Source organism: Pseudarthrobacter sp. HLT1-3, assembly GCF_059383535.1.
Genome location: NZ_JBWZCJ010000002.1, coordinates 39,816 through 61,468, shown reverse-complemented (window position 1 = coordinate 61,468; position 21,653 = coordinate 39,816). Strand labels below are relative to the sequence as shown.

The 21,653-nt window shown below is 64.6% G+C and carries 22 protein-coding genes; 8 read left to right on the top strand and 14 right to left on the bottom strand.

Annotated elements, in window-relative coordinates:
• Positions 1-123: 123 nt before the first annotated feature.
• Positions 124-924: an Rv1352/Rv1906c domain-containing protein gene (locus tag AC50X9_RS02010; protein WP_494889640.1), complete on the top strand. Its 801-nt coding sequence runs from the start codon at positions 124-126 to the stop codon at positions 922-924.
• Between the two features lie 269 nt (positions 925-1,193).
• On the opposite strand, the gene AC50X9_RS02005 is transcribed toward AC50X9_RS02010, so the two are convergent.
• Complete coding sequence (locus tag AC50X9_RS02005; RefSeq protein WP_494889638.1) at positions 1,194-2,396, bottom strand: sigma-70 family RNA polymerase sigma factor; 1,203 nt, start codon at positions 2,394-2,396, stop codon at positions 1,194-1,196.
• A 339-nt stretch (positions 2,397-2,735) separates the two neighbouring features.
• Here AC50X9_RS02005 and AC50X9_RS02000 point away from each other — a divergent pair, with 339 nt between their 5' ends.
• Positions 2,736-3,155: an ester cyclase gene (locus AC50X9_RS02000; RefSeq protein ID WP_494889636.1), complete on the top strand. Its 420-nt coding sequence runs from the start codon at positions 2,736-2,738 to the stop codon at positions 3,153-3,155.
• 102 nt (positions 3,156-3,257) lie between these two features.
• On the opposite strand, the gene AC50X9_RS01995 is transcribed toward AC50X9_RS02000, so the two are convergent.
• Positions 3,258-4,328, bottom strand: coding sequence for a glycerophosphodiester phosphodiesterase family protein (locus AC50X9_RS01995; RefSeq protein WP_494889634.1), 1,071 nt, complete (start codon positions 4,326-4,328; stop codon positions 3,258-3,260).
• A gap of 142 nt (positions 4,329-4,470) precedes the next feature.
• Positions 4,471-4,923 carry an SRPBCC family protein gene (locus tag AC50X9_RS01990; protein WP_494889632.1) on the bottom strand — a complete coding sequence of 151 codons (453 nt, stop codon included), beginning with the start codon at positions 4,921-4,923 and terminating at the stop codon, positions 4,471-4,473.
• Between the two features lie 263 nt (positions 4,924-5,186).
• On the opposite strand from AC50X9_RS01990, the gene AC50X9_RS01985 reads away from it, so the two are divergent.
• The 3 genes from AC50X9_RS01985 (at position 5,187) to AC50X9_RS01975 (ending at position 7,504) form a co-directional block, all read left to right on the top strand.
• On the top strand, positions 5,187-5,351 hold the full coding sequence (locus AC50X9_RS01985; protein WP_494889630.1) for a hypothetical protein: 165 nt from the start codon (positions 5,187-5,189) through the stop codon (positions 5,349-5,351).
• A 125-nt stretch (positions 5,352-5,476) separates the two neighbouring features.
• Entirely contained in the window at positions 5,477-6,970 is a 1,494-nt protein-coding gene (locus AC50X9_RS01980; RefSeq protein WP_494889628.1) for an APC family permease, read from the top strand.
• A gap of 168 nt (positions 6,971-7,138) precedes the next feature.
• Positions 7,139-7,504, top strand: a complete 366-nt coding sequence (locus AC50X9_RS01975; protein WP_494889626.1) for a PepSY domain-containing protein — start codon at positions 7,139-7,141, stop codon at positions 7,502-7,504.
• A gap of 65 nt (positions 7,505-7,569) precedes the next feature.
• Here the strand turns inward: AC50X9_RS01975 and AC50X9_RS01970 are convergent, their stop codons facing one another.
• The 3 genes from AC50X9_RS01970 to AC50X9_RS01960 form a co-directional block, all read right to left on the bottom strand.
• Positions 7,570-8,319, bottom strand: a complete 750-nt coding sequence (locus tag AC50X9_RS01970) for an ArsR/SmtB family transcription factor (RefSeq protein ID WP_494889624.1) — start codon at positions 8,317-8,319, stop codon at positions 7,570-7,572.
• A 33-nt stretch (positions 8,320-8,352) separates the two neighbouring features.
• Complete coding sequence (locus tag AC50X9_RS01965) at positions 8,353-9,252, bottom strand: potassium channel family protein (RefSeq protein WP_494889622.1); 900 nt, start codon at positions 9,250-9,252, stop codon at positions 8,353-8,355.
• A gap of 94 nt (positions 9,253-9,346) precedes the next feature.
• Entirely contained in the window at positions 9,347-9,700 is a 354-nt protein-coding gene (locus tag AC50X9_RS01960; RefSeq protein WP_494889620.1) for a hypothetical protein, read from the bottom strand.
• Positions 9,701-9,929: 229 nt separating this feature from the next.
• Here AC50X9_RS01960 and AC50X9_RS01955 point away from each other — a divergent pair, with 229 nt between their 5' ends.
• Both AC50X9_RS01955 and AC50X9_RS01950 read left to right on the top strand, forming a co-directional pair.
• A complete protein-coding gene (locus tag AC50X9_RS01955; RefSeq protein ID WP_494889618.1) occupies positions 9,930-10,616 on the top strand; it encodes an LmeA family phospholipid-binding protein in 687 nt (228 codons plus the stop codon).
• Between the two features lie 275 nt (positions 10,617-10,891).
• Positions 10,892-12,211 carry a hypothetical protein gene (locus AC50X9_RS01950; RefSeq protein ID WP_494889616.1) on the top strand — a complete coding sequence of 440 codons (1,320 nt, stop codon included), beginning with the start codon at positions 10,892-10,894 and terminating at the stop codon, positions 12,209-12,211.
• 172 nt (positions 12,212-12,383) lie between these two features.
• On the opposite strand, the gene AC50X9_RS01945 is transcribed toward AC50X9_RS01950, so the two are convergent.
• The 4 genes from AC50X9_RS01945 to AC50X9_RS01930 all read right to left on the bottom strand — a co-directional run bounded on the left by AC50X9_RS01945 (position 12,384) and on the right by AC50X9_RS01930 (position 16,440).
• Positions 12,384-13,964, bottom strand: a complete 1,581-nt coding sequence (locus AC50X9_RS01945; RefSeq protein WP_494889614.1) for a serine hydrolase domain-containing protein — start codon at positions 13,962-13,964, stop codon at positions 12,384-12,386.
• 145 nt (positions 13,965-14,109) lie between these two features.
• Entirely contained in the window at positions 14,110-14,874 is a 765-nt protein-coding gene (locus AC50X9_RS01940; RefSeq protein WP_494889612.1) for a DinB family protein, read from the bottom strand.
• Positions 14,875-15,154: 280 nt separating this feature from the next.
• Complete coding sequence (locus AC50X9_RS01935) at positions 15,155-16,111, bottom strand: lipid kinase (RefSeq protein WP_494889610.1); 957 nt, start codon at positions 16,109-16,111, stop codon at positions 15,155-15,157.
• On the bottom strand, positions 16,108-16,440 hold the full coding sequence (locus AC50X9_RS01930; protein ID WP_494889608.1) for a methyltransferase family protein: 333 nt from the start codon (positions 16,438-16,440) through the stop codon (positions 16,108-16,110). Before AC50X9_RS01930 ends, AC50X9_RS01935 begins: the two co-directional genes overlap by 4 nt.
• A 469-nt stretch (positions 16,441-16,909) precedes the next feature.
• On the opposite strand from AC50X9_RS01930, the gene AC50X9_RS01925 reads away from it, so the two are divergent.
• Positions 16,910-17,194 (top strand): hypothetical protein, encoded by a 285-nt coding sequence (locus AC50X9_RS01925; RefSeq protein WP_494889606.1) that lies wholly within the window; start codon positions 16,910-16,912, stop codon positions 17,192-17,194.
• 36 nt (positions 17,195-17,230) lie between these two features.
• Here the strand turns inward: AC50X9_RS01925 and AC50X9_RS01920 are convergent, their stop codons facing one another.
• The 4 genes from AC50X9_RS01920 to AC50X9_RS01905 form a co-directional block, all read right to left on the bottom strand.
• A complete protein-coding gene (locus tag AC50X9_RS01920) occupies positions 17,231-18,490 on the bottom strand; it encodes a J domain-containing protein (protein ID WP_494889604.1) in 1,260 nt (419 codons plus the stop codon).
• Between the two features lie 103 nt (positions 18,491-18,593).
• Entirely contained in the window at positions 18,594-18,971 is a 378-nt protein-coding gene (locus tag AC50X9_RS01915) for a DUF6650 family protein (protein ID WP_494889602.1), read from the bottom strand.
• A 332-nt stretch (positions 18,972-19,303) separates the two neighbouring features.
• Complete coding sequence (locus AC50X9_RS01910) at positions 19,304-20,977, bottom strand: thiamine pyrophosphate-binding protein (RefSeq protein WP_494889600.1); 1,674 nt, start codon at positions 20,975-20,977, stop codon at positions 19,304-19,306.
• Positions 20,978-21,096: 119 nt separating this feature from the next.
• On the bottom strand, positions 21,097-21,600 hold the full coding sequence (locus tag AC50X9_RS01905) for an Lrp/AsnC family transcriptional regulator (RefSeq protein WP_494889598.1): 504 nt from the start codon (positions 21,598-21,600) through the stop codon (positions 21,097-21,099).
• Positions 21,601-21,653: the final 53 nt, after the last annotated feature.

Here is a 21,653-nt window from a genome sequence, read left to right as displayed (position 1 = left end):
GATTCGGTGAATAAACTAGTCTAATTTTGGTTGTAGGTTTAATCGTCGGTCGATGTCGATGCGTTCGTGTGCGCTGATGCGGCGCGCAAGCATATTGGCGACAAAACATGGAGAGACTGCATCATGACGGAAAGTAACACAGAACCTGGCGTTCCAAGCAAACCGGCCCAGCCGCCCACTTTCAATCAAACGGACGGTGCGGACACGCTGGTTTCTGATCAGCAAGCTCCGACCAAGAACGCTTGGTCGAAATTCCGTGTAAACGGTAAAAAGGCGACTGAAGGGTTGGAGCCACTGAAATCAGAGGCGTCAACAGAAGTTCCTAGTGCGGCGCCGGGCGGTCGCAGGGTCGGCCGAAAGCTTTCCTGGTACTGGGTGGCAGGCGCTGCGGTAGTGCTTCTTGTCGGCGGAATCGTCTTAGGCACAGCAATTCCTGATCCGAAGAAGAGTAGTGCCTATGCTGCGCTCCAGTCCGAGAACGACGCCGTAAACGGACAACTGGGCTCGCTGCAGGGGCGCTTCGACAATCTCGCAGCGGGAATCAAGAGTCGAGAAGTTGCAGTAACTACCCGCGAAGCTGGGGTGGAAAAGGCGTCCGCAGACGTCAAGGCCGCGGAGGCCGCCGTAAAGACTGCCGAAGCAGCAGTGAAGGCGCGCGAAGAAGCCGTTACCGGGGCGGAAAAGGCGAAAGCCGCAAATACCATCAGGGAAGGTAGTTGGACCGTCGGGGTTGACGTTGAACCGGGCACTTACCGTGCCGACGCGGATGTCACGTCCGGCTGCTATTGGGGGATCTACCGGACGGGTTCTAACGGCTCTGACATTATCGACAATGACATTGTGACCGGTGGCCGTCCGTCAGTGACACTCTCAGCCGGCCAAGACTTCAAGACCTCCCGATGCGGGACCTGGTCGAAGCGTTAAGGTCCTAGCCTTCGATACGTCTCCCACCCCAAGAGTTGGAATCGTCTCCCAGCACTACTAGAAGGATCTTCATCTCGTTTCCCGAAGTGCCAGCTGCTCCGCAGCAGTCTCCCACGCCCCCGCTGGCCCACACGGCAAGCCAATCGACAACGGCCCAGCAAACTCCGCAGACTTCAACACTGAGCAAAACTTACGGCGGTCCGTTGGATGCTCAGCAATCCCCTCAGGAGCCCTGGCGACTGAGGACGGCCGACAGGCACCGGCGTCAATCAGGCCAACTGGGGGCTCATGGTCTTCGTCATGCTGGGACTCGGCGCGGTGGTGTTTGCCGTGTCGCTGCTGTGGCGGGGAGCGGAGAGGCTGAGGGCTGCTGGCACGGACTCCGGCGCCGTCTCCTGGCGGGTTGAGGACGCGACGCTGGCTGGGCCATCGCAGTCAAAGTGGTACTGCCGCAGCACGTCGGACCGGGACGGTTCCTTGAGCTTCTGCATCGCCGCGATCTCGATCTGGCGGATGTGTTCGCGGGTCGTTTCGAGAGTCTTCGCGACGGCGTCCAGGGTGTTCCCTTCACCGCCCGTTATGCCGAAACGCATCGCAATGACCTGGGCCTCCCGGTCCTCGAGCGTGGCGAGGACGGTCTGTACCTGCGACTGCAGCTGTTGGTGGAAAACCGAATCGGCCGCGCCGGGGTCGGACGAATTCCACAGTTGTTCGGCCAGGGCCGCGGCTCCGCCCCTGCCGTCAGGCACCCACGATTCCAACGAAAATACCGGCTCGTCCAGGGCCAGCAGACATTCGAGGTTCCCGATCGAACTGTTGGTCAGCTGGCTGAGATCTTCTGTGCTGCAGACGGTCCCTGACATGGCGGCCGCCCGTTGTGCTGTCCGCACCTTCTTCAGCTGTTCAACGACGTGAAGCGGCAGCCTGATTAGACGAGCCTGATTGGCCACGGCCAGTGTGATGGCGCTCCGGATGAGCCACGTGGCGTGCGTGGAGAATTTGAAACCCCTCGTGAAGTCGAACGTCCGGACGGCCCGGTGCAGTCCCAGGTTTCCTTCCTGGATTAGGTCCAGAAAGTCGAGGCCCCGGTGGGTGTAGTGCTTGGCGATCGACACGACGAGCCGGAGGTTGGCGAGGAGCAGGCTGTCGGCGGCACGCCTGCCCAGAAGGACGATGGTCCGAAGCTCCCCCTCGTCCTGACTCTGCCGGGATGTGCCGTCCGCCAAGAGGTGTTCGGCGAAAAGTCCTGCCTCGATGTCCTGCGCCAGTTCCACTTCCTGCTCGGCGGTGAGCAGGTCGTATTGGCGCAGGCGGCGCAGGTAGTCGGCGAGGGTGTTCTCGGTGAATCCGCCGGTTGCTGCCGATAATTCCGGCCAGCCAGGGTCATCCGGCTCGAATGATTCAGGGACCGAGTCAGCCGCTGCAGGCGGGGATGGCGTCGTGCCCGGTGCCTCGTGGATCAGCTCAGCCATGTCATCCCCTGTCGGACGGTTCAAGCTCGTGCAAGCAGACTACGGGGCCGGTGTGACAATCCCCGGAGTGTGCGGGCGAGCATAAACCTGCCTACTGCCGGGCTCGAGGAGCGATCCGGCGAGCGCGATCTTGGGCCCCTTGACAGGTTCAAAACCCGGGAATATGTTCAGCCTTAACGAGGCGTTTCGCCCGTTCCTCACTCCTTTTTCACACTGTTTCCCGGCGCTTCGCGCGGGCAGCTGCCCGGAAGGATGACCTCACCAGGTGGGGTCTGCGCGTCCGCCGGTGCCCCACGCCGGGGGGATCCAATTCGGTCACTCACCTACCAGGAGACGGAAATGTCAGAAGAAAAGATGTTGATAGTGCGGTTCTACAAGGACGTCGTAGAGAGCGGAAACCTCGCCCTCATTGATGAGTTGGCGTCAGAGGGCCTCGTGAATCACGAGGAGGGCCTCCCCGGCCAGCCTCCCGGCCGGGAGGGCGTCAAATACTTCGTGAAAACAATGCGGTCGGCGTTTCCGGATATCAAGGTCAAGGAGATCACGCCCTCCCTGGCCGCCGGGAACCTGGAGGCATGCCATGTTGTCCTGACGGGCACCCATCGCGGGGAACTGGCTGGCATCCCGCCCACGGGCAAGACGGTGGAGTTCGACTGCACCGACATCGTCCGCGTCGAGGACGGCAAGGTAGCCGAGCATTGGGGCACCACTGACAACATGGGCATCATGCGGCAGATCGGCGCCATGGCTATGGCCTGAGTATGAACCGACGCACGGCGGCGGCCCGATCGACCGCAGCCGGGCACAACGAAGGGTGTCCACGTTCCGAAAGGGAACGCGGACAGCCTTTTCTGCGTACGTCTAGACCGTCGGTGCGTAGGCCTTGGGCAGCTTCAGTCCGCGCTCCTCCATGAGGGTGCGCAGGCGGGTGGGGTAGTCGGTGATGATGCCGTCGACGCCGAGGTCCATCAGGCGCTCCATGTCCGCGGTGGTGTTGACTGTCCAGGGGACGACCGGCAGGCCGAGCTCGCGGGCTTCGTCGATCATTCCGGCGGTGACGGAGCGGAAGGCGGGGGAGATGACGTCGTAGCCCTGGGCCGCGGCTGCCTTGGCGAGGGATCCGCCGTAGGTGTCGATGTCGATGCCGCCGAGGTTGGGGCTGGCGCCGGGCTGGCCGATCTGGAGCCAGGCGTCGCCGCTGGACAGTGCAACCAGGGGCAGCTCCGGGGCGATCTTCTTGGTGAGGTTCAGCGATGACCAGTCGAAGGACTGCACCGTGGTGCGGTCCGCCATGCCGGAGGCCTGGATCTCCGCGACCACGGCCTGGGTCAGGGCCACCATGCCCTCGCCGCCGATCTGGCTGCTTTCCACCTTGGTCTCGATGTTGAAGCCGACCTTCTTGGCGTCGGCGTCGCGCACCAGCTGGAACACGTCCTTGAGCTCGGCGATCCGGTTGCCTTCGATCACGTCCTGCTCCGGGTACCCCTTCAGCTGGATGAAGCCGCAGTCCAGCGTCTTGATCTGGGCCAGCGACAGCTCGGCCACGCGGTCGCCGACGTACGGGTAGCCGGCGTCGCCCGGGGTGGCCGGCGCCGTGTCCCGGCACTTGTCCGCCTGGATCGTGTCGTCATGCCACACGATGACCTTGCCGTCCGCCGTCAGGTGGGTGTCAAGCTCCAGGGTGGTGACGCCCAGCTTCAGCGAATTGGCGAACGCGGCCAGGGATTCCTCGGTCCACTCGCCGCGGCCTCCCCGGTGGGACTGCAGGTCAAAGGAGCCGTTGCGCTCGTTGGTCTTGATCGTGGAGGTGGCGGTTCCGGCAGCGTTCGACGACGGCGCGGTGCCGGCTTCGGTGTGTGAAGCGGCGACGGCGGGGCTCGCGAGCGAGGCGATGAGCGCGGCGGTGGCCGCGGCAGTCAGGACTGTGCGCATGGTGATGGTTCCTCCTGGGTGACGGTTGCCGGCGCTGCGCCGGCGACCCGACCACCCTAGGGAGGAGAGATGGACTGCCATGTTCGGGGAACTGGACCTCGGGTGAACACTTTCCGGCACGGTTCGAGCTGGCGGTGCGTCCTCAGGTGCGACTATTCAGTACCGCCTGCAATTTCTCGAAAGACTCGGTCCATCCGTTGCGGTGTAGGGTCCGCCGCTCTTCCGTCAGGAACGGTCCCTGTGCGAGCACCAGGCGTGTGGCTTCCCCGGTACTCCCGAGTGAGAGGTCGACGACGGTTTCCCGGTCGTCCGGTGTCGGTTCCTCCCAGCGGAAGGTATACACCAGGCGCCATGGAGCGTCGATCTCCAGGAACTCGCCCGACAGGTGGAACGGTTCCCCGTCCGGTGGCGTCATGCGGAAACCGTAGCGGCCCCCTTCCGTGAGGTTCAGTTCGGCTGCAGGGATGGTGAAGCCGCGCGGCCCCCACCACTTCACCAGTTCGGTCGATTCCGTCATCATCCTGAAGACTTCTTCCGGGGGAGCATCAAGTACGTATTCCAGGTTCAGGACCAGCCCGCCAGTTTCCTCATCCATCGTTCAACTCTGGCATGCTGCGGACGCTCTTGTAAGGGGATGGCGCTGGCAATTGCCGTGACGGCAGCGTTCGACGACGGCGCGGGCCTGCTTCGGCGTTCGGAGCGGCGACGGCGATGCCCGCCAAGGCGGCGGCTGTCAGGGGTGCGCGCCTGGGAAAGGGCCTTTGGCTCTAGGAAGGTCAAAGCACGTTGGACCAGAATGCGGGGCACGGGCTGCGCATCGGCCCTGAGGCGCCATAAGGTACGGGAGAAGAGGGCAAAGTGAAGAAGGACCCCTCCGGTGACGACCATCCAGAGCGCGGAGGCGTGAGGGCGTGGGTCATCGTCACACTGGTTGCGGCCGTCGTGATCGCGGCACTTCTGGCGATCGCCGGCCCGCCGCTGGCGGCCCTGTTTAGCATGTTTATGGAGAGAGCCGCGCGGTAGCCAGAAATAGCGTCACCTTGGCGTTGCCAAACTGACCCGGGAAGATCACAGTGAAGTAGGTCGCATCGAGGCCGGGAGTCCGACCGCGGCTCTCAGGAGCCGTGTACCCGCTGTGGAGGTCAACCATGAGCACCACGTCCGACAAAGTCTTCGATGTAACTCCCGAAGATGATGAACCCAAGCTTAAGCGGGTCCTCGGACCCAAGCTCCTGCTCCTGTTCATCGTCGGTGACATCCTCGGCGCCGGCGTCTACGCCGTCACCGGAACCATGGCCGGCAATGTGGGCGGCATCGTTTGGCTGCCGTTCCTGCTTGCCTTCGTCGTCGCGACCCTGACCGCATTCTCCTACCTGGAGCTGGTGACCCAATACCCCCAGGCAGCCGGCGCGGCGCTCTACACTCACAAGGCGTTCGGGATCCACTTCGTCACCTTCCTGGTCGCGTTCGCCGTCGTCTGCTCCGGCATCACCAGCGCCTCCACCTCCGCCAACGTCCTGGCCCAAAACTTCTTCGGCGGCCTGGCAATCAACGGCTGGATGGGCCTGCCCGGGCGGGAGGTCGTCACCGCGGTTGCGATGGGCTTTATGTTGCTGCTGGCGGCCATCAACCTGCGCGGCGTGGGGGAGAGCGTGAAGTTCAACGTTGTGCTCACCATTGTCGAGATGCTCGCCCTGTGCATTGTGATCGGGGTCGGCTTCTACGTGCTGTCACAGGGGACGGGGAACCTTGGAGAGGTCCTGGTCTTCAACGACTTGCAGGACAAGGGCCTGTTCCTGGCCGTCACGGCGGCCACGTCCATCGCGTTCTTCGCGATGGTGGGCTTCGAGGACTCGGTCAACATGGTCGAGGAAACGAAGAACCCGGAGCGGATCTTCCCACGGACCATGCTGACCGGTCTCGGCATCGCCGTGATCCTCTACATGCTGGTGGCCATTTCCGTGGTCAGCGTGCTCACGCCCACCGAGCTTGAGGGGATCAGGGAAGCCGAAGGCGCAGCCCTCCTTGAGGTGGTGACCAAGGGGGCGCCGGACTTCCCCATCGACAGGGTCTTCCCGTTCCTCGCGGTCTTCGCCGTCGCCAACACCGCCCTGATCAACATGCTGATGGCTAGCCGTCTGATCTACGGCATGGCCAAGCAGAATGTCCTGCCGAAACCGCTCGGAAAAGTCCTGCCGCAGCGCCGCACCCCGTGGGCCGGGATTCTGTTTTCCACCGTCCTGGCGCTGGGGCTGATCTGGTACGTCACCAGCGACCCAAAAAGCAACATCGTCGCGAACCTCTCCGGAACGACGGCGTTCCTGCTGCTGTGCGTGTTCACCTTGGTGAACGTGACCTGCCTTGTCCTCCGCCGCAAGAGGGACCCCAACCGCCAGGTGTTCTTCACCTCGCCCGGGCAACTGTCCCTCGTCGCGGCCCTGCTGTGCGTCTTCCTCGCCGGACCCTGGGTGGGACGCAACGTCATCCAGTACCAGATCGCCGGAGGACTGATGGTGATCGGCGTGCTGCTGTGGCTCATCACCTGGCTGATCAACAGGAGGACCAACGCCAGGGAGGGCGAACCGGTCGGCATGCAGAACATCGGCAAGGACGACCGGGTCCCGCCGCCACCGCGCCACTGACCACCTGGCGCGCGAGCGACAATTCTCCTAGTCGCCGTCCTGACAAATGCGTAGAATCCACATGTCTGGATCCACCCGCGCGGGGCGTTGCTGGGACGCGATGGCCAGGACGATACAGCGGTCAGCGGAAGCACCGATGGGCCTGATCGCAGAAATCAGGAGCATGTGATGAAAACAGTTCAAAACGTCGCAGCGGGTGCAGCATTAACTGCCGCTCTCGCCGGCGGTGGCATGTATCTCGCAATGGCCGCTCCGGACGGCGCGGCGACCTCCACAACACTTGCTGCGTCCCCGCACAAGGGTGGCCACCAGGCCAACGGCATCACCGAGCAGCTGCTGACCGGCGACACCGCTGCCCGTGTGGAAGCGGTGGCGAAGGCCGCTCACCCGGGGGCGACCGTCGTCCGGGTCGAAACCGATGCGGAGGGTGCCGCCTACGAGGCACATATCCGGAAGGCCGACGGGACATCGGCGACGGTGAAATTGGACGCTTCGTTCAACGTCACCAGCACCGAAACGAGCAAGCGACGCTAAGGCCGCCGACCTTCCGCGTACCTAGCATCCACGACGACGCCCTCGCGTTGCGCTCGCCGGCCGCCTCAGGTGTACATGAGGGAGCCGGGCGTGGTGAGGAGCTCGCCGGTTTCCAGCCAGGTCTTCAGGCCGGAGAGGATCATCGGCCAGCCGCCGTAGAGCTGGTCGTTGGCGCCTTCGCGGAGCTGGTCGTGGGTGACGGTTAGGCGGCAGGAATCGCCCACCGGTTCGATCTCCCAGGTAACCCTTGACGTGCCCTCGGCCTTGACGTCCTCGCCCCAGAGCGCGCGCATGCTTTGGACGAGACGGCGGGGCGGGTCCACCTCGAGGTTCTCGCCCTCGCCCAGGGGTTCCCCGCCCCTGGGTGCCATCTCGAACCGGGATCCCGGCGTCCAGTCCGAGCTGATGACGGACCCGAACTGGTACTTGCTGCGGATCTCGCCGTCCGTGATGGCCTCCCAGAGCCGCTCCGGGGTGGTCTTGATGTAGATTTCGAAGATCTTTTCCATGGGACTTTCCAATCTGATTTTGAGGTCGCTGAGGCCAGCGGCCCATGGTTCGGCATATTTGCTCACCCAGCGGTCGTGGACCAGCCGGATGGGCACCGGATTCAGGAAGTGGAGTTTCTCGCGCCCCCGACGGCGGGTCACCACCAGGCCGGCTTCCTCCAGGACCCTGAGGTGCTTCATCACGCCGTAGCGGGTCATCTCGCAGCGGGCCTCAAGGGCGTGGAGGGTCTGCCCGTCTTTCCGGTAGAGCTCATCCAGGAGATCGCGGCGGGTGGCGTCGGCCAGGGCCTTGAATACGGCGTCCACAGGTCCAGAATAGGTGACTGATTGGTCACATGTCTAGGGCTGGTTCGTGTCCGGTTCGCCGCGCCGCAGGTGGCGGTGGTGCAGCTCGTAGCTGTCGAACACATCGGAGGACGTGGCTCCTGCATGGCCGAATTTGCCGCGAAGGACCTCCGCGAGGGCGTCCAGCGACGCGTGGAGCATCCGTCCGGCGAACTGGAGTTCAGGGCTCTCGCTGCGCTGGGCCTCGGATGCCAGCTCCTCGGCGTAGGCCACCGTGGCCGGCAGGGAGCCGCGCTGCTCGATTTCACGGAAGTAATAGGTTTCATGGAACGCCAGCAGATCTATGCTCACCGAAGCCACATTTCCGGCCATCGATTCCAACAGCCCGGCAGCGTGCCCGGGATCCAGTGACAAGACACCCGCCGGACCTGCAGCCTCCCTGAACAGGCTCAGCTGGTGTGCAAGTGTCCGGCGGCGGTTCAGGGCCGGGTACGTCTGCAGGATCCAAGTGACCGTTGCCGTCAGCAACCCGAAACCGGTGACGGCCTGGAGGGCCACAACCAGCCTGAGCAGCGGATCCGCCGGCACGATTTCGCCGAACCCCACAGTGGAAAGAGTGACAAGGGAGATGTAGAGCGCTTCGCCAAAGTCGCCCCGCTGTGGCACCCCGGCTCCGTGAATAAAACCGGCCGGCAGGTGGGGCAAATAGAGCAGGGCCCAGCCGACGGCCGCCAGGCTTGCCCAGGCGCCAATGACAGCGGCCATGGCCAAGGGTGCTGCGATGAAAGAGCCCCGGCCCCGCAGTCTTCTGGACACCACCCAGAATCCGCGCATGATCGCCCGGCCTAAAGGACCAGAACCATGCGGATAGAGGAGTGTTCGAAAGACGTCAACGAGCATCAGCAGAACCAGCCCGGCTCCCAAAACCGTCCAGAGCGTGCCTTCGAAGTCCATGCCTAATCCTATGGGCGGCGCCCCGGACGCAGTGACAAACAGAGGAACCCCACAGTGCTGGGCACTGCGGGGTTCCTCGCTGGCTGTAACCAGGTTACTCGGAACCGGGTTTCTGTTCCCGATCCCGGAGGTTCTTCTTGATCTCGTCGAACTTCTCCTTGATGACCCGTTCCGCGTCGGCGAGGGTTTTGCCGGCGCTGCTCAGGGGATCCATCTGGAGATAGACGTTCTGGCTGACGGGCAGGTCGTATTCGTCCTTGAGGTGCGTGCCGCCGCCCACTCCCTGAAGAGCCAGGTACACCATGGCGTCCGTCCGGGCCACGCCGGCGAGGGTTCCGAAGACAACTGTGAAGTCGTTCGCTTGGAAGCTGACGGTCTGACCGATATGGCTGCGGTCCAGGTCACCGGCGGCTACCGGCTTCTCGGACTGACTTCCGCTGTAGCTCATGAACTTCTCCTAATGGTCGAGGGACATGTACCCCAGCAGTCTAGCCAAGGGGCCCGTGAAGGTCCGGCGGTTGTCGCAAGCAGCCACACGGTCCGCGGGATAAGGCACAGCCGAGGTGAAAAATGTGCGAATCGCAGCGGCGCAATCAAGCCGGAGGCACACTGTGCCTTGGGGGCCTGACCGGCCTTGGGGTTTCGCGCCCCAGAGGGCGAGCCATCAGACTGTCCTAATGGAGCGGACGCGTGTGAAGGACTGGCTGATCGGTGCTACGGGGACGGTTCTCGTCCTGGGGGTGATGGCCGCGATCCTCTGGTGGGCTGTGAGCGACCCGACAGGCGGGGGCGAGGCAAGGCCTGTGCCACCGCTGGGCCTCGACCACCCGCCGGCCGCACAGCCTCCCGCCGACCTGCGCGACGACGAAGTGTGGCTCGCCGACCTTGCGCTGGACGCTGGGACAGTGGTGGCCGCGGGCTCGATACTCCGCGACGTCCGGACCGTCGGGCAGGACGTGGTCGCGGGCCCGGACGGGCTGGTCGCTGCACGGCTCACCGTGGATGCGACCGTGCCGTTCGAGGTCGTCGCCAACCAGCTCGGTAACGGGACAGTGGTCCGCTCCGCTGGCGGCGGCCAGGTCATGGTGATTCGCACCGTCAATGCCTTGGGGCGCGAACTGCCAGTCATCGCCACCGGCACGGTCGAGGTCGAGGCCGGCAAGCTCATTGTCGAACCACGCTCGATCGACTTAGGTGGGCCGGACTTCCTTTCCGACGCCATCGCCACCGTCGTGCGCCGGCTCGTGACCATCGAGCACGACATCGAAGGCTTGCCCGAGGGCCTCGTGCTTCAGGACGTCGCCGTTCAGGACGGCGGCTTCCGCGCCAACCTCCGGGGCGAGGACATCAAGCTCGTCCCGTAACTTCATGAGTCGGTTTCGGTGCTACCCGCCCATGGTTTTCGTTGTGGTCCGTAGAGATGCGGCGGGACAGGCGTTTCGCGTCAATGTAAATCGGTCCGGGGCCGGTCTTCTTTGGCAAGTGGAACTCACTTGGTCGAGGAGTTTGCACGCGCCGCGACCCACCCGGCCTGGATCCATGAATACAATCACCGTAGATCCAGGGCGGCACTGGCGGATTCTCACCTATCAGCCGCGCTCACACCTCCAGGTGAGGTGCAATCACAGAGGAGTAAGCGATGACCAGTATCGAGAACATCACGTTGGAGGCGGAGCTCGTCGGCGATGACGCCACGCGCGACATTGCGAAGGCCGTGAGTGCTCGTCACTCGATTGCTCGCAAGTATGTCATGAGGCTCCGTCGCCGGCATCCGGACGCAACGCCCGCTGAGGTGATCCAGATGTTGGAGCGTCACTACGGAACCTCGATCACCACTGCTGGTGCCGTCATCGCCGCCGGTGCGATCGCGGCTGACATCGGTATCGCGATGATTCCGGGAGTCGGGGCGGCAGCAGCCGGTATGAAGAGTGCGGGCCAACAGGCCGCCAAAAAGACCGGCAAGGAGGCCGCCAAACTTGCCGCAAAGAGCGCTGCGAAACTCGCCGCAAAGAACATGGCGCTGGGTACGGCGAAGAACGGTGCACAGCGAGCCGCTGCTCTCCTTCCCGCAGGCGATGAGCAGCTGCAGTTCGAGATCACCGCGGTCTTCGCGCTAGCTATTGCCGATATTCACGGAATGGACCTGGACAAAGACCAGGCTCTCGCCCTTGTCTACGGACTCTCGAACGAACGCGTGAGCCAGAAGCAAATCGCAACGATGGCGACAGACCTATCGAGCGCGTCGCCTGAAGGCGTTGTCGGCGTCGGCAGTAGGATCTCTGCTGGCCGCACGGACTGGTCGCACTGGGCGAACACGCTCGCGGACACCCTCCCGGGAGGCGCCGCGCAGAGTCTGGTTCGGACCATGGAGACGGGTCAGCTGGACGCCGTGCGCGAAAATTTGAGTGGAAAGCAGCAGGCAACGATTGAATACGGAGTTGGAGCCTTGGCGGGAGGAGTCACCCGCTTCGTGTTCGGTCGCGACGTCATCGTCGCAGCCCGGCAAGCATTCGCCGATGCCCCGGATATCTTCCCCGAACATCTGGCCGTCAGTATGAAGGATAATCCTGACGCCGAAGACCGCGAGGTCGAACAGAACCGAGCTCTCGCAGCAATGGAGGACGCCGCGAAGGTGACGGGAAACTGGATTGCCGGTACTGCCAGCACAGTCGGAGGCGGCGTCGCAACGAGCGCTGTAGCAGTGGGCGCCGGAGTAGCAACCGCAGCCGACTCGGTAGCGCGCGCGTTCCGGAGTGTGGACATCGACGGGGACGGGATCCCAGATGAGCCCCAGGCCCTCACCGCGGTCAAGGGCGTCGGTGGCGCCATCGCCGGTACGGCGGGCTCGGTCGGAGGGAGCGTCGCAGGGCTGTTCAAACGGAAAAAGCGCGGCGAACAGACGGCGGGCGGATCGAGACCGGCAGCGAGGAAGCGGTCGAGAAGTAACCCCGGAGGTTAGTCAGCTGCGGCACGCGGCGCCGTCGCGGCAGACGCCGTCGCGTGCCCACATCCGGTAGCGACAGGAGCGTAGTCGTAGCCGCCAAGGAGTAGCGCCAGCCATGAGGTACGACGGCGGCACTCTGGTTGGGTGCCGCAGTTGCCTGTGCCGCGGCCCAGGAATTTCGGTCCCCTCAGAGTGCTGACGGCCGGGCCCGCATCGTCAGCAGCAGCCACACTGTCCGCGGGACCGGCCACAGGATAGCCAGGGCAAGAACCGGCACCAGCGAGACGCCGACGTCGGGGAACTGGCGGAGGATGACGAACACGTGGGTGTCGAACCGGGCGGGGGCGTAAATGAGGCACAGCCACAGCGCAAACCCGTCGAGGGCGAGGGCCGCGGCGGCCCAGGCCAGGGGAGCCCACCGCTTCCCGACATGGGCATATCGCTGCGGCAACAGGAACCGCAGCGCCAGCCACAGGCTCAGCAGCTCCGCCAGCAGCAGTCCGAGCGCGACCGCCCAGCTGCTGCGCTGCAGCCAGTCCTCGTGCACCACCGCAGGCATCGGCGCGTGGCCGTGGAGAATGCGCAGGAGGTTGGTGTCGATCGCCTTCAGCCGTGACGGGGCAGCGGTGTCGTTGCCGTTGATGACCAGAGCGACGCCCAGACGGGCGGACGGAACCAGGGCCAGGTAGGTGTGGCTGTTCCCCCATTCCCCCTGATGCTCCAGGAGCAGCGGCAGCGTCTCCTCAGGGGCGGGCGGTGCTGCGGGATCGGTGGACTCCACCAGCGGCCGGGCGAACCAGCCCATGGCGTAGCGCTGGGATTCGCTCACCTGCACCTGTGGCTCGAACATCGCCTCGATGCTCTCGGGCTGGAGTATCCGGGCGTCGCCGAAGCGGCCGCCGTCGAGCAGGGCCATCAGTTCGTGGCTCAGATCCTCGGCAGACGAGTAAAGCGTGGAGGACGGCATTCCGGTGCTGGGAGCCGGGACGTCGGTCTGGCGCCACCACGTGCCAAACCACCGCGAGTAGCCGGCCGCCGCGTTGTCCGCGCGGGCATCAGCCCGCGTCGGATGGCTGTTCGCCATCTCCAGGGGTCCGAAGACATGCTGCGCCAGGTAGTCGCCGAACGGCTGGCCGGAGACCGACTGCACCAGGAGGCCCAGGACGTTGAAGTTGGCGCTGGCATACCGGAAGGCAGTGCCCGGTTCGCCGGCCAGAGGGGAGTCCGCCAGGGCCCGCACCGCTGCTTCGAGGGCTTCCGGTTCCTGCGCGTCGGAGGCTTCGAAGGCCGTGTCCTTGGCGGCCATGCCGCTGGCCTGGTGGAGCAGGTGGCGGACGGTAATGGCTGAGGAGCGGTTGTCGTCCAGCATGAACCACGGCAGGTAGGTCTGCACCGGCTCATCCAGCCTCAGCCGGCCGGCCTCAACCTGCTGCAGCACGGCGATGGCGGTGAGGGTCTTGCTGGTGGAGGCCAGCAGCACCGGCGTCCGCGTGGTCACCGGCCGTCCCATGTCATCGGCGCGGCCGAACGCGGCGGCGTGCACCCGGACCCCGTCCTTGACGACGGCGACAGCGGCACCCGGAATTCCGAGGACCTCGATCTGGTCCTGCAGGAAGGAATCCAGGGCGTCATAGGTCTGCTCGGAACGCGCGGGCGCAGTGGCCAGCGCAGCCGAAGCGGCAGGTGCAGGCGGTGCGGAGCTGCCGAGGATACTTACGGCCAGTACGCACAACAGGAGCCAGCCCGTTGACCAGGAAAGAATCCGCATGCCCGCACCTGCACTTCGGCTGACCGTCCCTTCACCGTAGAACCGGGCCAAGGGGAAAACAATGGTATCCATGCCACGGGGGCCCGCGACCCCGGATTCAATGAACTCGGGAAACGCGGACTGCGTTGTTGGTTAGGGAGTTGCATCAGGCCTTAAGCGGCGGATCCGCCTCGATCGCGTCCAGATCGCGGGCCGCGTAGCGGTGGTGCTCCCACTCCTCATCGAGAATGGTGTGCAGACACGAGAGGAGAGTCTCCGGCTGCTCAGGGCCCCAGGGGTTCTTGCGTTCCGTGGACAGTTCGTCCTGGATGACAGTGGCGAGGTAGTCGCGCACCATGGCATTCCGGCCTGCCCGGACCTCGAGCACTTCGGCATACGACGGTGTCGCTATGGAGAAGATTGACGGGTCGTAGCCGTCGGTCTCGTACTCTACGTTGGGCTGGCCGATTGGGTGATAGGGCTGTTCGATCTCCAGGATTGCCCGGCCCAGCCACGTGTCTGTGGCCATGACCAAGTGCCGAAGCGTCTGGGCGAAGGACCACTCACCATCCACGGAGATGTCGACGACGCCGGCTGGCATCGCCGCGACCCGCTCGAGCATCGCCGACCAGGTCCGTTCGAGCGCCGCCCAGGCTGCGCGAAGGCCCTCAGGATCTGCAGCGCGTCTTCCGGCGCGGCCGGGAAAACGGCGGTTGAGTTCTGCCTCGACGAAGGGGACCACATCGACGCCGTTGACGCGCAGGACGTTCCCGCCGTCGAACAGCCACGGCGCATCGATGTCTGCCCCGGCCACGTCCACGCCGCGCATCACCGCGCCGGACAGATCGGACCGGACAAAACGGGCTCCGCGCAGGTTCACGTCGGTGAATTGTGCTCCCTGGAGGTCATCGGACGAACGGAAAGCTGGCATGCCAGCCACTTTGCCACGCTTGGCTCAGCCGCGCAGCCCCTGGCAGTAGTCGGATTCTTCATGCTCATGGTCGCCATTCACCGTGCCTTGGTGAAGATCGACGCACTGCCGGTGCTGACACAGCCCAGCCAGCGGCAATACTCTGCTTCCGAGTACTAAGCGTCCCGTGTAGACACGGCCGCACAACTAGCGCAGCCGCGGGCCTCTCTGTCCATGCCGTACTCGTGCCCCGGCTCGTCACGATGCGGATGTGCGCGCGACCAGACGTGCTCACGAGCGTTCAAACGGACGGCCAGGTCGCGGCGCCCGGTCCGTCGAACAACGCGCTGGTGCTGCTCTGGGGCACCACGACGTGGACGGCGTTGCGCTGGACGGTGAAGTCGGTGGGCGTGGTGGTCGCGATCTCGCCGTCGAGGTTCACCGGCAGCGGCGGGTCGCTGACCAGCCGGACACTCCGGGTGGTCAGGTGGTATACCCGGTCGTGTTTGATGAAGCTTCCGTCCTTGAGCAGCCGTGCGATGCTCACGTGCTCCCGCAGAGGCCCCGCCAAGATGGCGTAGATATCAAGGATGTGGTCATCGATCCCTGCCGTCGGGGAGACGGTGTTGCCGCCGCCGTAGTGCCGGCCGTTGCCGACGGCCACCTGAAGCAGGTCGTCGAGCTCCAGCGGCTCGTGGTCCCCCTCGGGGAACTCGAGGCGGCCCCCGAACGCCTTGTGCCGGGCATATGCCGTTAGCGTGGCGATGCTGTACGCCAATGGCCCGATGTACCGCTTCAAGCGGGGGCTGAGAGCTTCCGTGACAGATACCGACAGGCCCACGGACGCGACGTTGAGGAAGGGCTCTCCGTTGGCCCGGCCGAGGTCGATGTCCACCACCTTGCCTTCGGCGATGGTGGCGCACGCCTCGGCAAGATTGTTCGGTATCTCCAGCGTGCGGGCGAAGTCGTTGGCGGTGCCCAGCGGAAGAACGCCGAGCACAACGTTGGTGCCGGAAACACGGCCGGCGGCGTAGGACACCGTCCCGTCGCCGCCGCCGACAACGACCAGGTCGTGCCCGTCCGCAATCACCCGATCAAGCGTCCCGGCCAGGTCTGCCCCCGAGTGAACATGATGCACGGCGAAGATGGGCACGCCTGCCTTGCGCATCGCGTCCACGGCAGGTTCGTATGCCGCCCCTCGGCGTGATCCGGCGTTGATCACAACGGCGGCAGAGCGTGCGTCCCGGGCAGACTTCATGTGGGCCATGTTAGGCCGCGGACCTGTGCGTTTCCTATGGCGCCGGCGGCGGCGTACGACGGCGGCGCGTGAGTTCCAGCCCAAGGAGCCTGCGTGCGGGGGAGCCCAAGGTAGCGCGGCACCTTTTCCGTGTAGGCCGGGTAGGACTGCGGAAACAGCCGCGCGAGCACGGCCTCTTCCTCGAGGACAAAACGGTGCTCCACGAGCAGTTCGACTGGCAGCAGCGCGAGGACCCAGGAGGAACCGGCCAAAGTGCCCGCGCCGAGTTGAATGAGCCACCAGCCTACGTACATGGGATTGCGGGTGATCGCGTAGGGCCCGGTGTCCACCAGATCCTCCGGCCGCTCCAGCTCGAATGACCCGCCGATCGCCGTCGACGTTCAGCCAGGGCCCACGCATTGAGGCCGGCGCCGACGACCACCAGCGCTGCCCCCGCCATCCTGTGAACGGAACGGGGGCCGGGAACCGCCATGGACGGAGCCTGGCAGGGAGGAGGTCGAGGGTCATCGCGGCCACAACGGCCGGCGGCAGCGGAAGGTTCTCATAGACCGACTTCACGCGTCCTGCCAGGATGCGCAGGGAACTGCCGTCGGCTGCCATGGGTTCAGGGTACGCCGCGTGAGCCATGGCGCAGTGCTGTGGTGAGCAGCCAGACGGAAGGCAACGCGGCTCGACGAGTGGTTACATGCCCGTCCCTTTCCCGTGGCTTACCCGTCGGTAACCGTTCGTCCGGTCCTATGAGCGTGGATGCGCCGGGCTAGAACCGCCGTCAGCGTTCACTCGACCCGGAGGACCTTCGTGTACTTGATCGCCAGACCGTCCAGGTTCCATCCCGCCCGGCCGTTGGCCCTGGCCGTCATCGCCGCGGCCTCTTTGCTGAACGCGTCTGCAGGCAACGCAGCCGACTCCACCGCCTGGACCGCTTCGGCCTACCGCGGCAGCGTCAACGTGGTGGAAGGGCCTGACGAGAACCAGCAGCTGATCGACGGCGTCGCCTTCGTCTGCCTGATGCCGCTCATGACCGTGGACGACATCGACGAAACTGCGAGAAAGACGCCGTCCTACCGCGCGCCGGGACAGTAGGAGTTTGGGGACAGCAGGCCTAACTTTGTTCCTTGTCTACAACATGGAGCGGAGGAGTCCGGCCAAAGCTGGGACGTGGACCACATGCGGAGCATCGCCCTGTACCAAGAAAGCATGGATCTCGGATACAAATTCTCGTGGAGTAACCATCCGGATGGGTGCCCGCCCGGGAAGCGGGAACATGCCAGCACGCTCAACCGACGGTAGGGAGAGTCTTCCCGTTGGTGAATGCAGTACTACCCAGCCTTCAACGATATATCCGGGATAGACGGCACGAATCGCCTCGACACCTGCTCCCAGCCCAAAGGCCTTGAGCTCTCGGCCGTTGCGGAAAAGCTGCTTATTGTCCCACCAATAGGCGCCGTCTGCCCACATCTTTGAGTCGATCAGAACGATTCTGTTTCCGGCAATAACGGCATGATCGAGGTCGGCGTGTTCGGACCCAGGCCAACGGAGCCCGTTGATGAGTCGGGCAGAGGGGATTACCGGAAGGACTGAGTGGGTGATGAGCCGGGCCGTGCGCCGTTCGCCCTCTGCGCCGATCTCCGCCCTGTCCCCGAAGCGTCCCACAGAGAGACCCCGACCGGGCACACCATGGACGGTGCGGCTGAGAATCTCCTCAACCAGATAAGCGCTGGCCGGGATGGCGGGAGGTGCAGGGCGTTTCCTTTTTGTCCACCACTTCGGGAACATGGCAGCGACAAACCAGAATCCGGCAGTTAGGGCGGTGATAAGAAGACAGGTTAGCCCCATTACCAACCCGTTGGGGTTTGTCTGAGTGCTGAAGTACCAGATCGTACTGAACAGGGGAGGGACGGTGCACACACTGCCCAAGACGTAGAAGACGGTTCGCCAAGTGCGTGTCCAGGGAGGTGCGGGCCGACGAATCTTGCGGGCTTCGCCCGACGGCGGGACAAGTGGAGGCCGGTACTCCACCGCCGGTCCGGTCCACGGAATTGGGGTGGGCGGCTGCTCCATCTCAGCGAAGCCTGCTTCTGCCTTCTGCTGCGATGAGTCCGAATTGGACTGTGACTTTTTCTGTTGCGGCCCGTGGCTGCTGGTTATTCCTGCGTGCCCGGAGCTGCTGTCCTTCGGAGTGCGGTCGTAGGCCGCTCTACGAGCCGGATCGGAGAGGACCTCGTAGGCTTCCTGAACGAGTCGGAATAAGCCGGTGCTGCCACCCACATCCGGATGCGACGTCCTGAGGCTTCGCTGGTATGCCTTTTTGATTTCGGCTGTGTCGGCCGTCGTTTGTACTCCAAGCACCTCATAATGCGTGACGGCTGCTTGTGTCATCCGGACTGTTCCTCTCGTTCCCCCTCAGGCAGCCTACCCGCGGGACGCGGTTCTGTCCCGGACTCGACGCCTCATTTCCTTTTGAGCTGTCTTTGACCGCAATTCAGTAGGCTGAACTTCCTGGATCGAGAGGCTTAATCTTGCCGTCACCAGCTGCAATTTTGTTGATGCAGGCTTGAACTTCGCCCCGGAGTTCCTGCAGATGAAAATGGTACTTTTCAGGCTCGTACATCCGCGCTTCGAGGTACCGATTACAGCCTTTGATCAAATCAGACACCGGTTCTTGGGCGGGGGAATTTGGGCGCAGGTGATGACCGACACGTTTAGTCTGTTCCCGTATGTCCAGAACGCTTAAGTTCGCGTGCTTGAAATCATCAATGTTCTTTGCGCCATGGACGAGACGAGGATCGGTGATCTCGTGCAGGACTCGGCGGAGGTTTAGGTCGCTGATCAGGCGGTTCAATTCGACGCGTTCAGTCACCTTTTGCTGGTGCCGAAATGTCAAGAATGCGATGAGAACCGTCAATCCGGCCCCGAAAACTGCCACCAAAAGGTCTGGGATAAATGTGGTCCCATGGGACAAGTCTGCTTCAGGCTGGCCCCAACCAAGCGGAGTTGAGACTAGAGCGTCGCATTTGGTCTCGGAGTAGTAGAGCGCTATCTCATCCGATGCGGACGGGCAGTAGTGGTACGCCACGGCGACGAACCCTGCGTCCCTCATGCGTGAACTCGTTGGAAGCGTGCTGGCTGTGCCTCCTCGGAACGGGGAAGTCTGGCTTTCCAGAACCCCCAGGTCCGTCGGGGGCGCGGCAGTTAGCCCGCCACCGCCGCCTTTGCGTTCTGCTTGGCCGCCATCCACTCGCTCAGCCACGGGGCCCGGACGCTCGACGTGATCCGGCAGTCGGCCACAAAGGTTCCCTTGGCGCCGGCGTCGATCCAGTCCTGGAGCGCGGAAAGATCCGCCAGCGAGCGGACGATCGCCGACTCAGCACCGAGCGCTCGGGCGACGCCGCTGAAGTCCACCTCGGGGATCAGCATGGGCTTTTCGGTCAGGCCCTGGGAGCCGTACTGGTGGATTTCGGCGCCGTAGGCGGCGTCGTTGTAGATCACGACGACGGCGCTGGTTGCCGCGCCGATGAGCGATTCGAGGTCGGATAGGCCCATCAGGAAACCGCCGTCGCCGGAGGCCAGCACCAGGGTGCGGCCGTCCTCCACGGCGCGGGCTGCCCCGACGGCGCTGGCAAGGCCCAGTCCGATGGTCTGGTAGGCGGTCCCCACCATGACCAGATCCTGTGGCCTCGGGATGCGCCAGTACATGGGTGCCCAGCCAACGAAGTGCCCTCCGTCCTGGACCACCGTGCGGCGCTCCGGCAGCACCCCATCCAGTGCCAGGGCGAGGGAACGCGGGTCCAGCCGGCCGTCCGGCGTCTCCGCTGAGCCTGGGTGGTGGACTGGTCCCTCGACCAGGCGTTTGCGGGCTTCCGCGCGCCAGGCTGCTGCGGGGCCGGCGGCCGGCGAGGCCGGGTCATCCAGCATCTTTAGGATGCGTCCGGCAGCAGACTTCACGTCCGCGCTGACGAACGTGTCCACCCGGGGGTTCGTCGGCTGCAGGGCGGCGTCGATCTGGATGACCGTGCTGTCCGGGCCGAGCAGGTGCCCGAACCGCATGGTGAACGGGCTCAGGCTTGCCCCGGCCACGAGGATTACATCGGCCTCACCCATGAGCCCGGCCGCGGTATCAGTGCCGAAGCCGCCCGCGACGCCGAGATACCCGTCGCCCTGGAGGAGGTTGAGCGCCAGGGCGGTTCCGGCGGTCAGCGCGCCGAGCCGGTCGGCAAGTTCCCGGAGCTCCGGGCCGGCGCCGGCGAGGTGTGCGCCGCGGCCGGCGAGGACCAACGGCCGCTTCGCCCCGGCGAGCAGGCGGGCTACCTGCCCCAGGCCGCCGTCGACGTCGTCCATTACCTGGGGTGCCAACGGCGCCGGAAGCTCTTCATCTGCCGCCTCGAGTGCCGCGAGGTCGTAGGGGATGGCAATCACGACGGCGGTGCGCTTGGTGAGCGCGTACTCCACCGCCTGCCGCGTGATGGAGCCCGCGGCGTCGCGGGTCACGGTGAAGGTGGCCGCGCCGAGGCCTGCGGCGATGGCCGCCTGGTCCACGTCCTGAGGGCGGGCGCCGCTGCTCGGAGCGTCCCCGGTGACCAGCACGACGGGGATCTGCGCCTGGACCGCCTCGGCCAGGGCGGTGAGTGCATTGGTGTAGCCGGGGCCGTAGGTGGTGGTGCCCGCTGCGAGTCGTCCCGAGGCGCGGTAGTAGGCGTCGGCTGCGGCGATGGCTGCGCCTTCATGGCGGACGGCGGAGAAGCGGAGGCCCATCTTCTCAGCGGCGTCCAGGAAATAGACGTTTCCGTTGCCCATGACACCGAAGAGATCGGTGAGATAGCTGCTGAGAACCTGTGCCACGCGGCCGGAGACGGTGAATGAAGTCATGCAGGAATCTTGTGGGCTGCGTCACGAATTGGCAAGAGCGTTGGTTTTGGTTGGGATTTTTGGCAGTTGGAAGTTGTTTCAAGTGAAAATCTGCACGCTGGTGGTGTGGATCATGCCTATTAGTCTGCGGGGCGGGATTCCTGCTCCGAGAGCCGGGCCAGGAGGCCGTCGTAGCGCGGGGGCATGAGTTCCAGCACGGAGATGGCCGTGCTGGTCCGTTGAATCCCCTCGATTTCCAGGATCTGGTTGGTGATGCGATAGAGATCCGCCGTGCCGCGCGCCACCACCTTGGCCATGAGGTCCGCGTCGCCGGTAGTGGCGTGCACCTCGATGACCTCCGGGATCGCGGCGAGCCCGTCCTCCACCGCACCTGTCCGGGTCTGGCTGATGGACAGGGAGAGGAAGGCCATCAGGTCATAGCCGAGTGCGGCGGGATCCAGTCGCCGGCTGAAGGAGCGGAGGGCGCCGCTGCGCTCGAGCCGTGCCAGCCGGGCGTGGACCGTGTTCCGTGCGACGCCGAGTGTCCGGGAGAGTGCCAGGGCGCTGGCCTCCGGATCCTTATCCAGGGCCAGGACGATCCTGCCGTCGAGTGAATCCAGGGTGCGGGGGTTCAGGATGGTCATATTTTCACCAGAAACAGTAGAAGTTGAGCAGAAGTCCCAATGGGTTGAGCGTA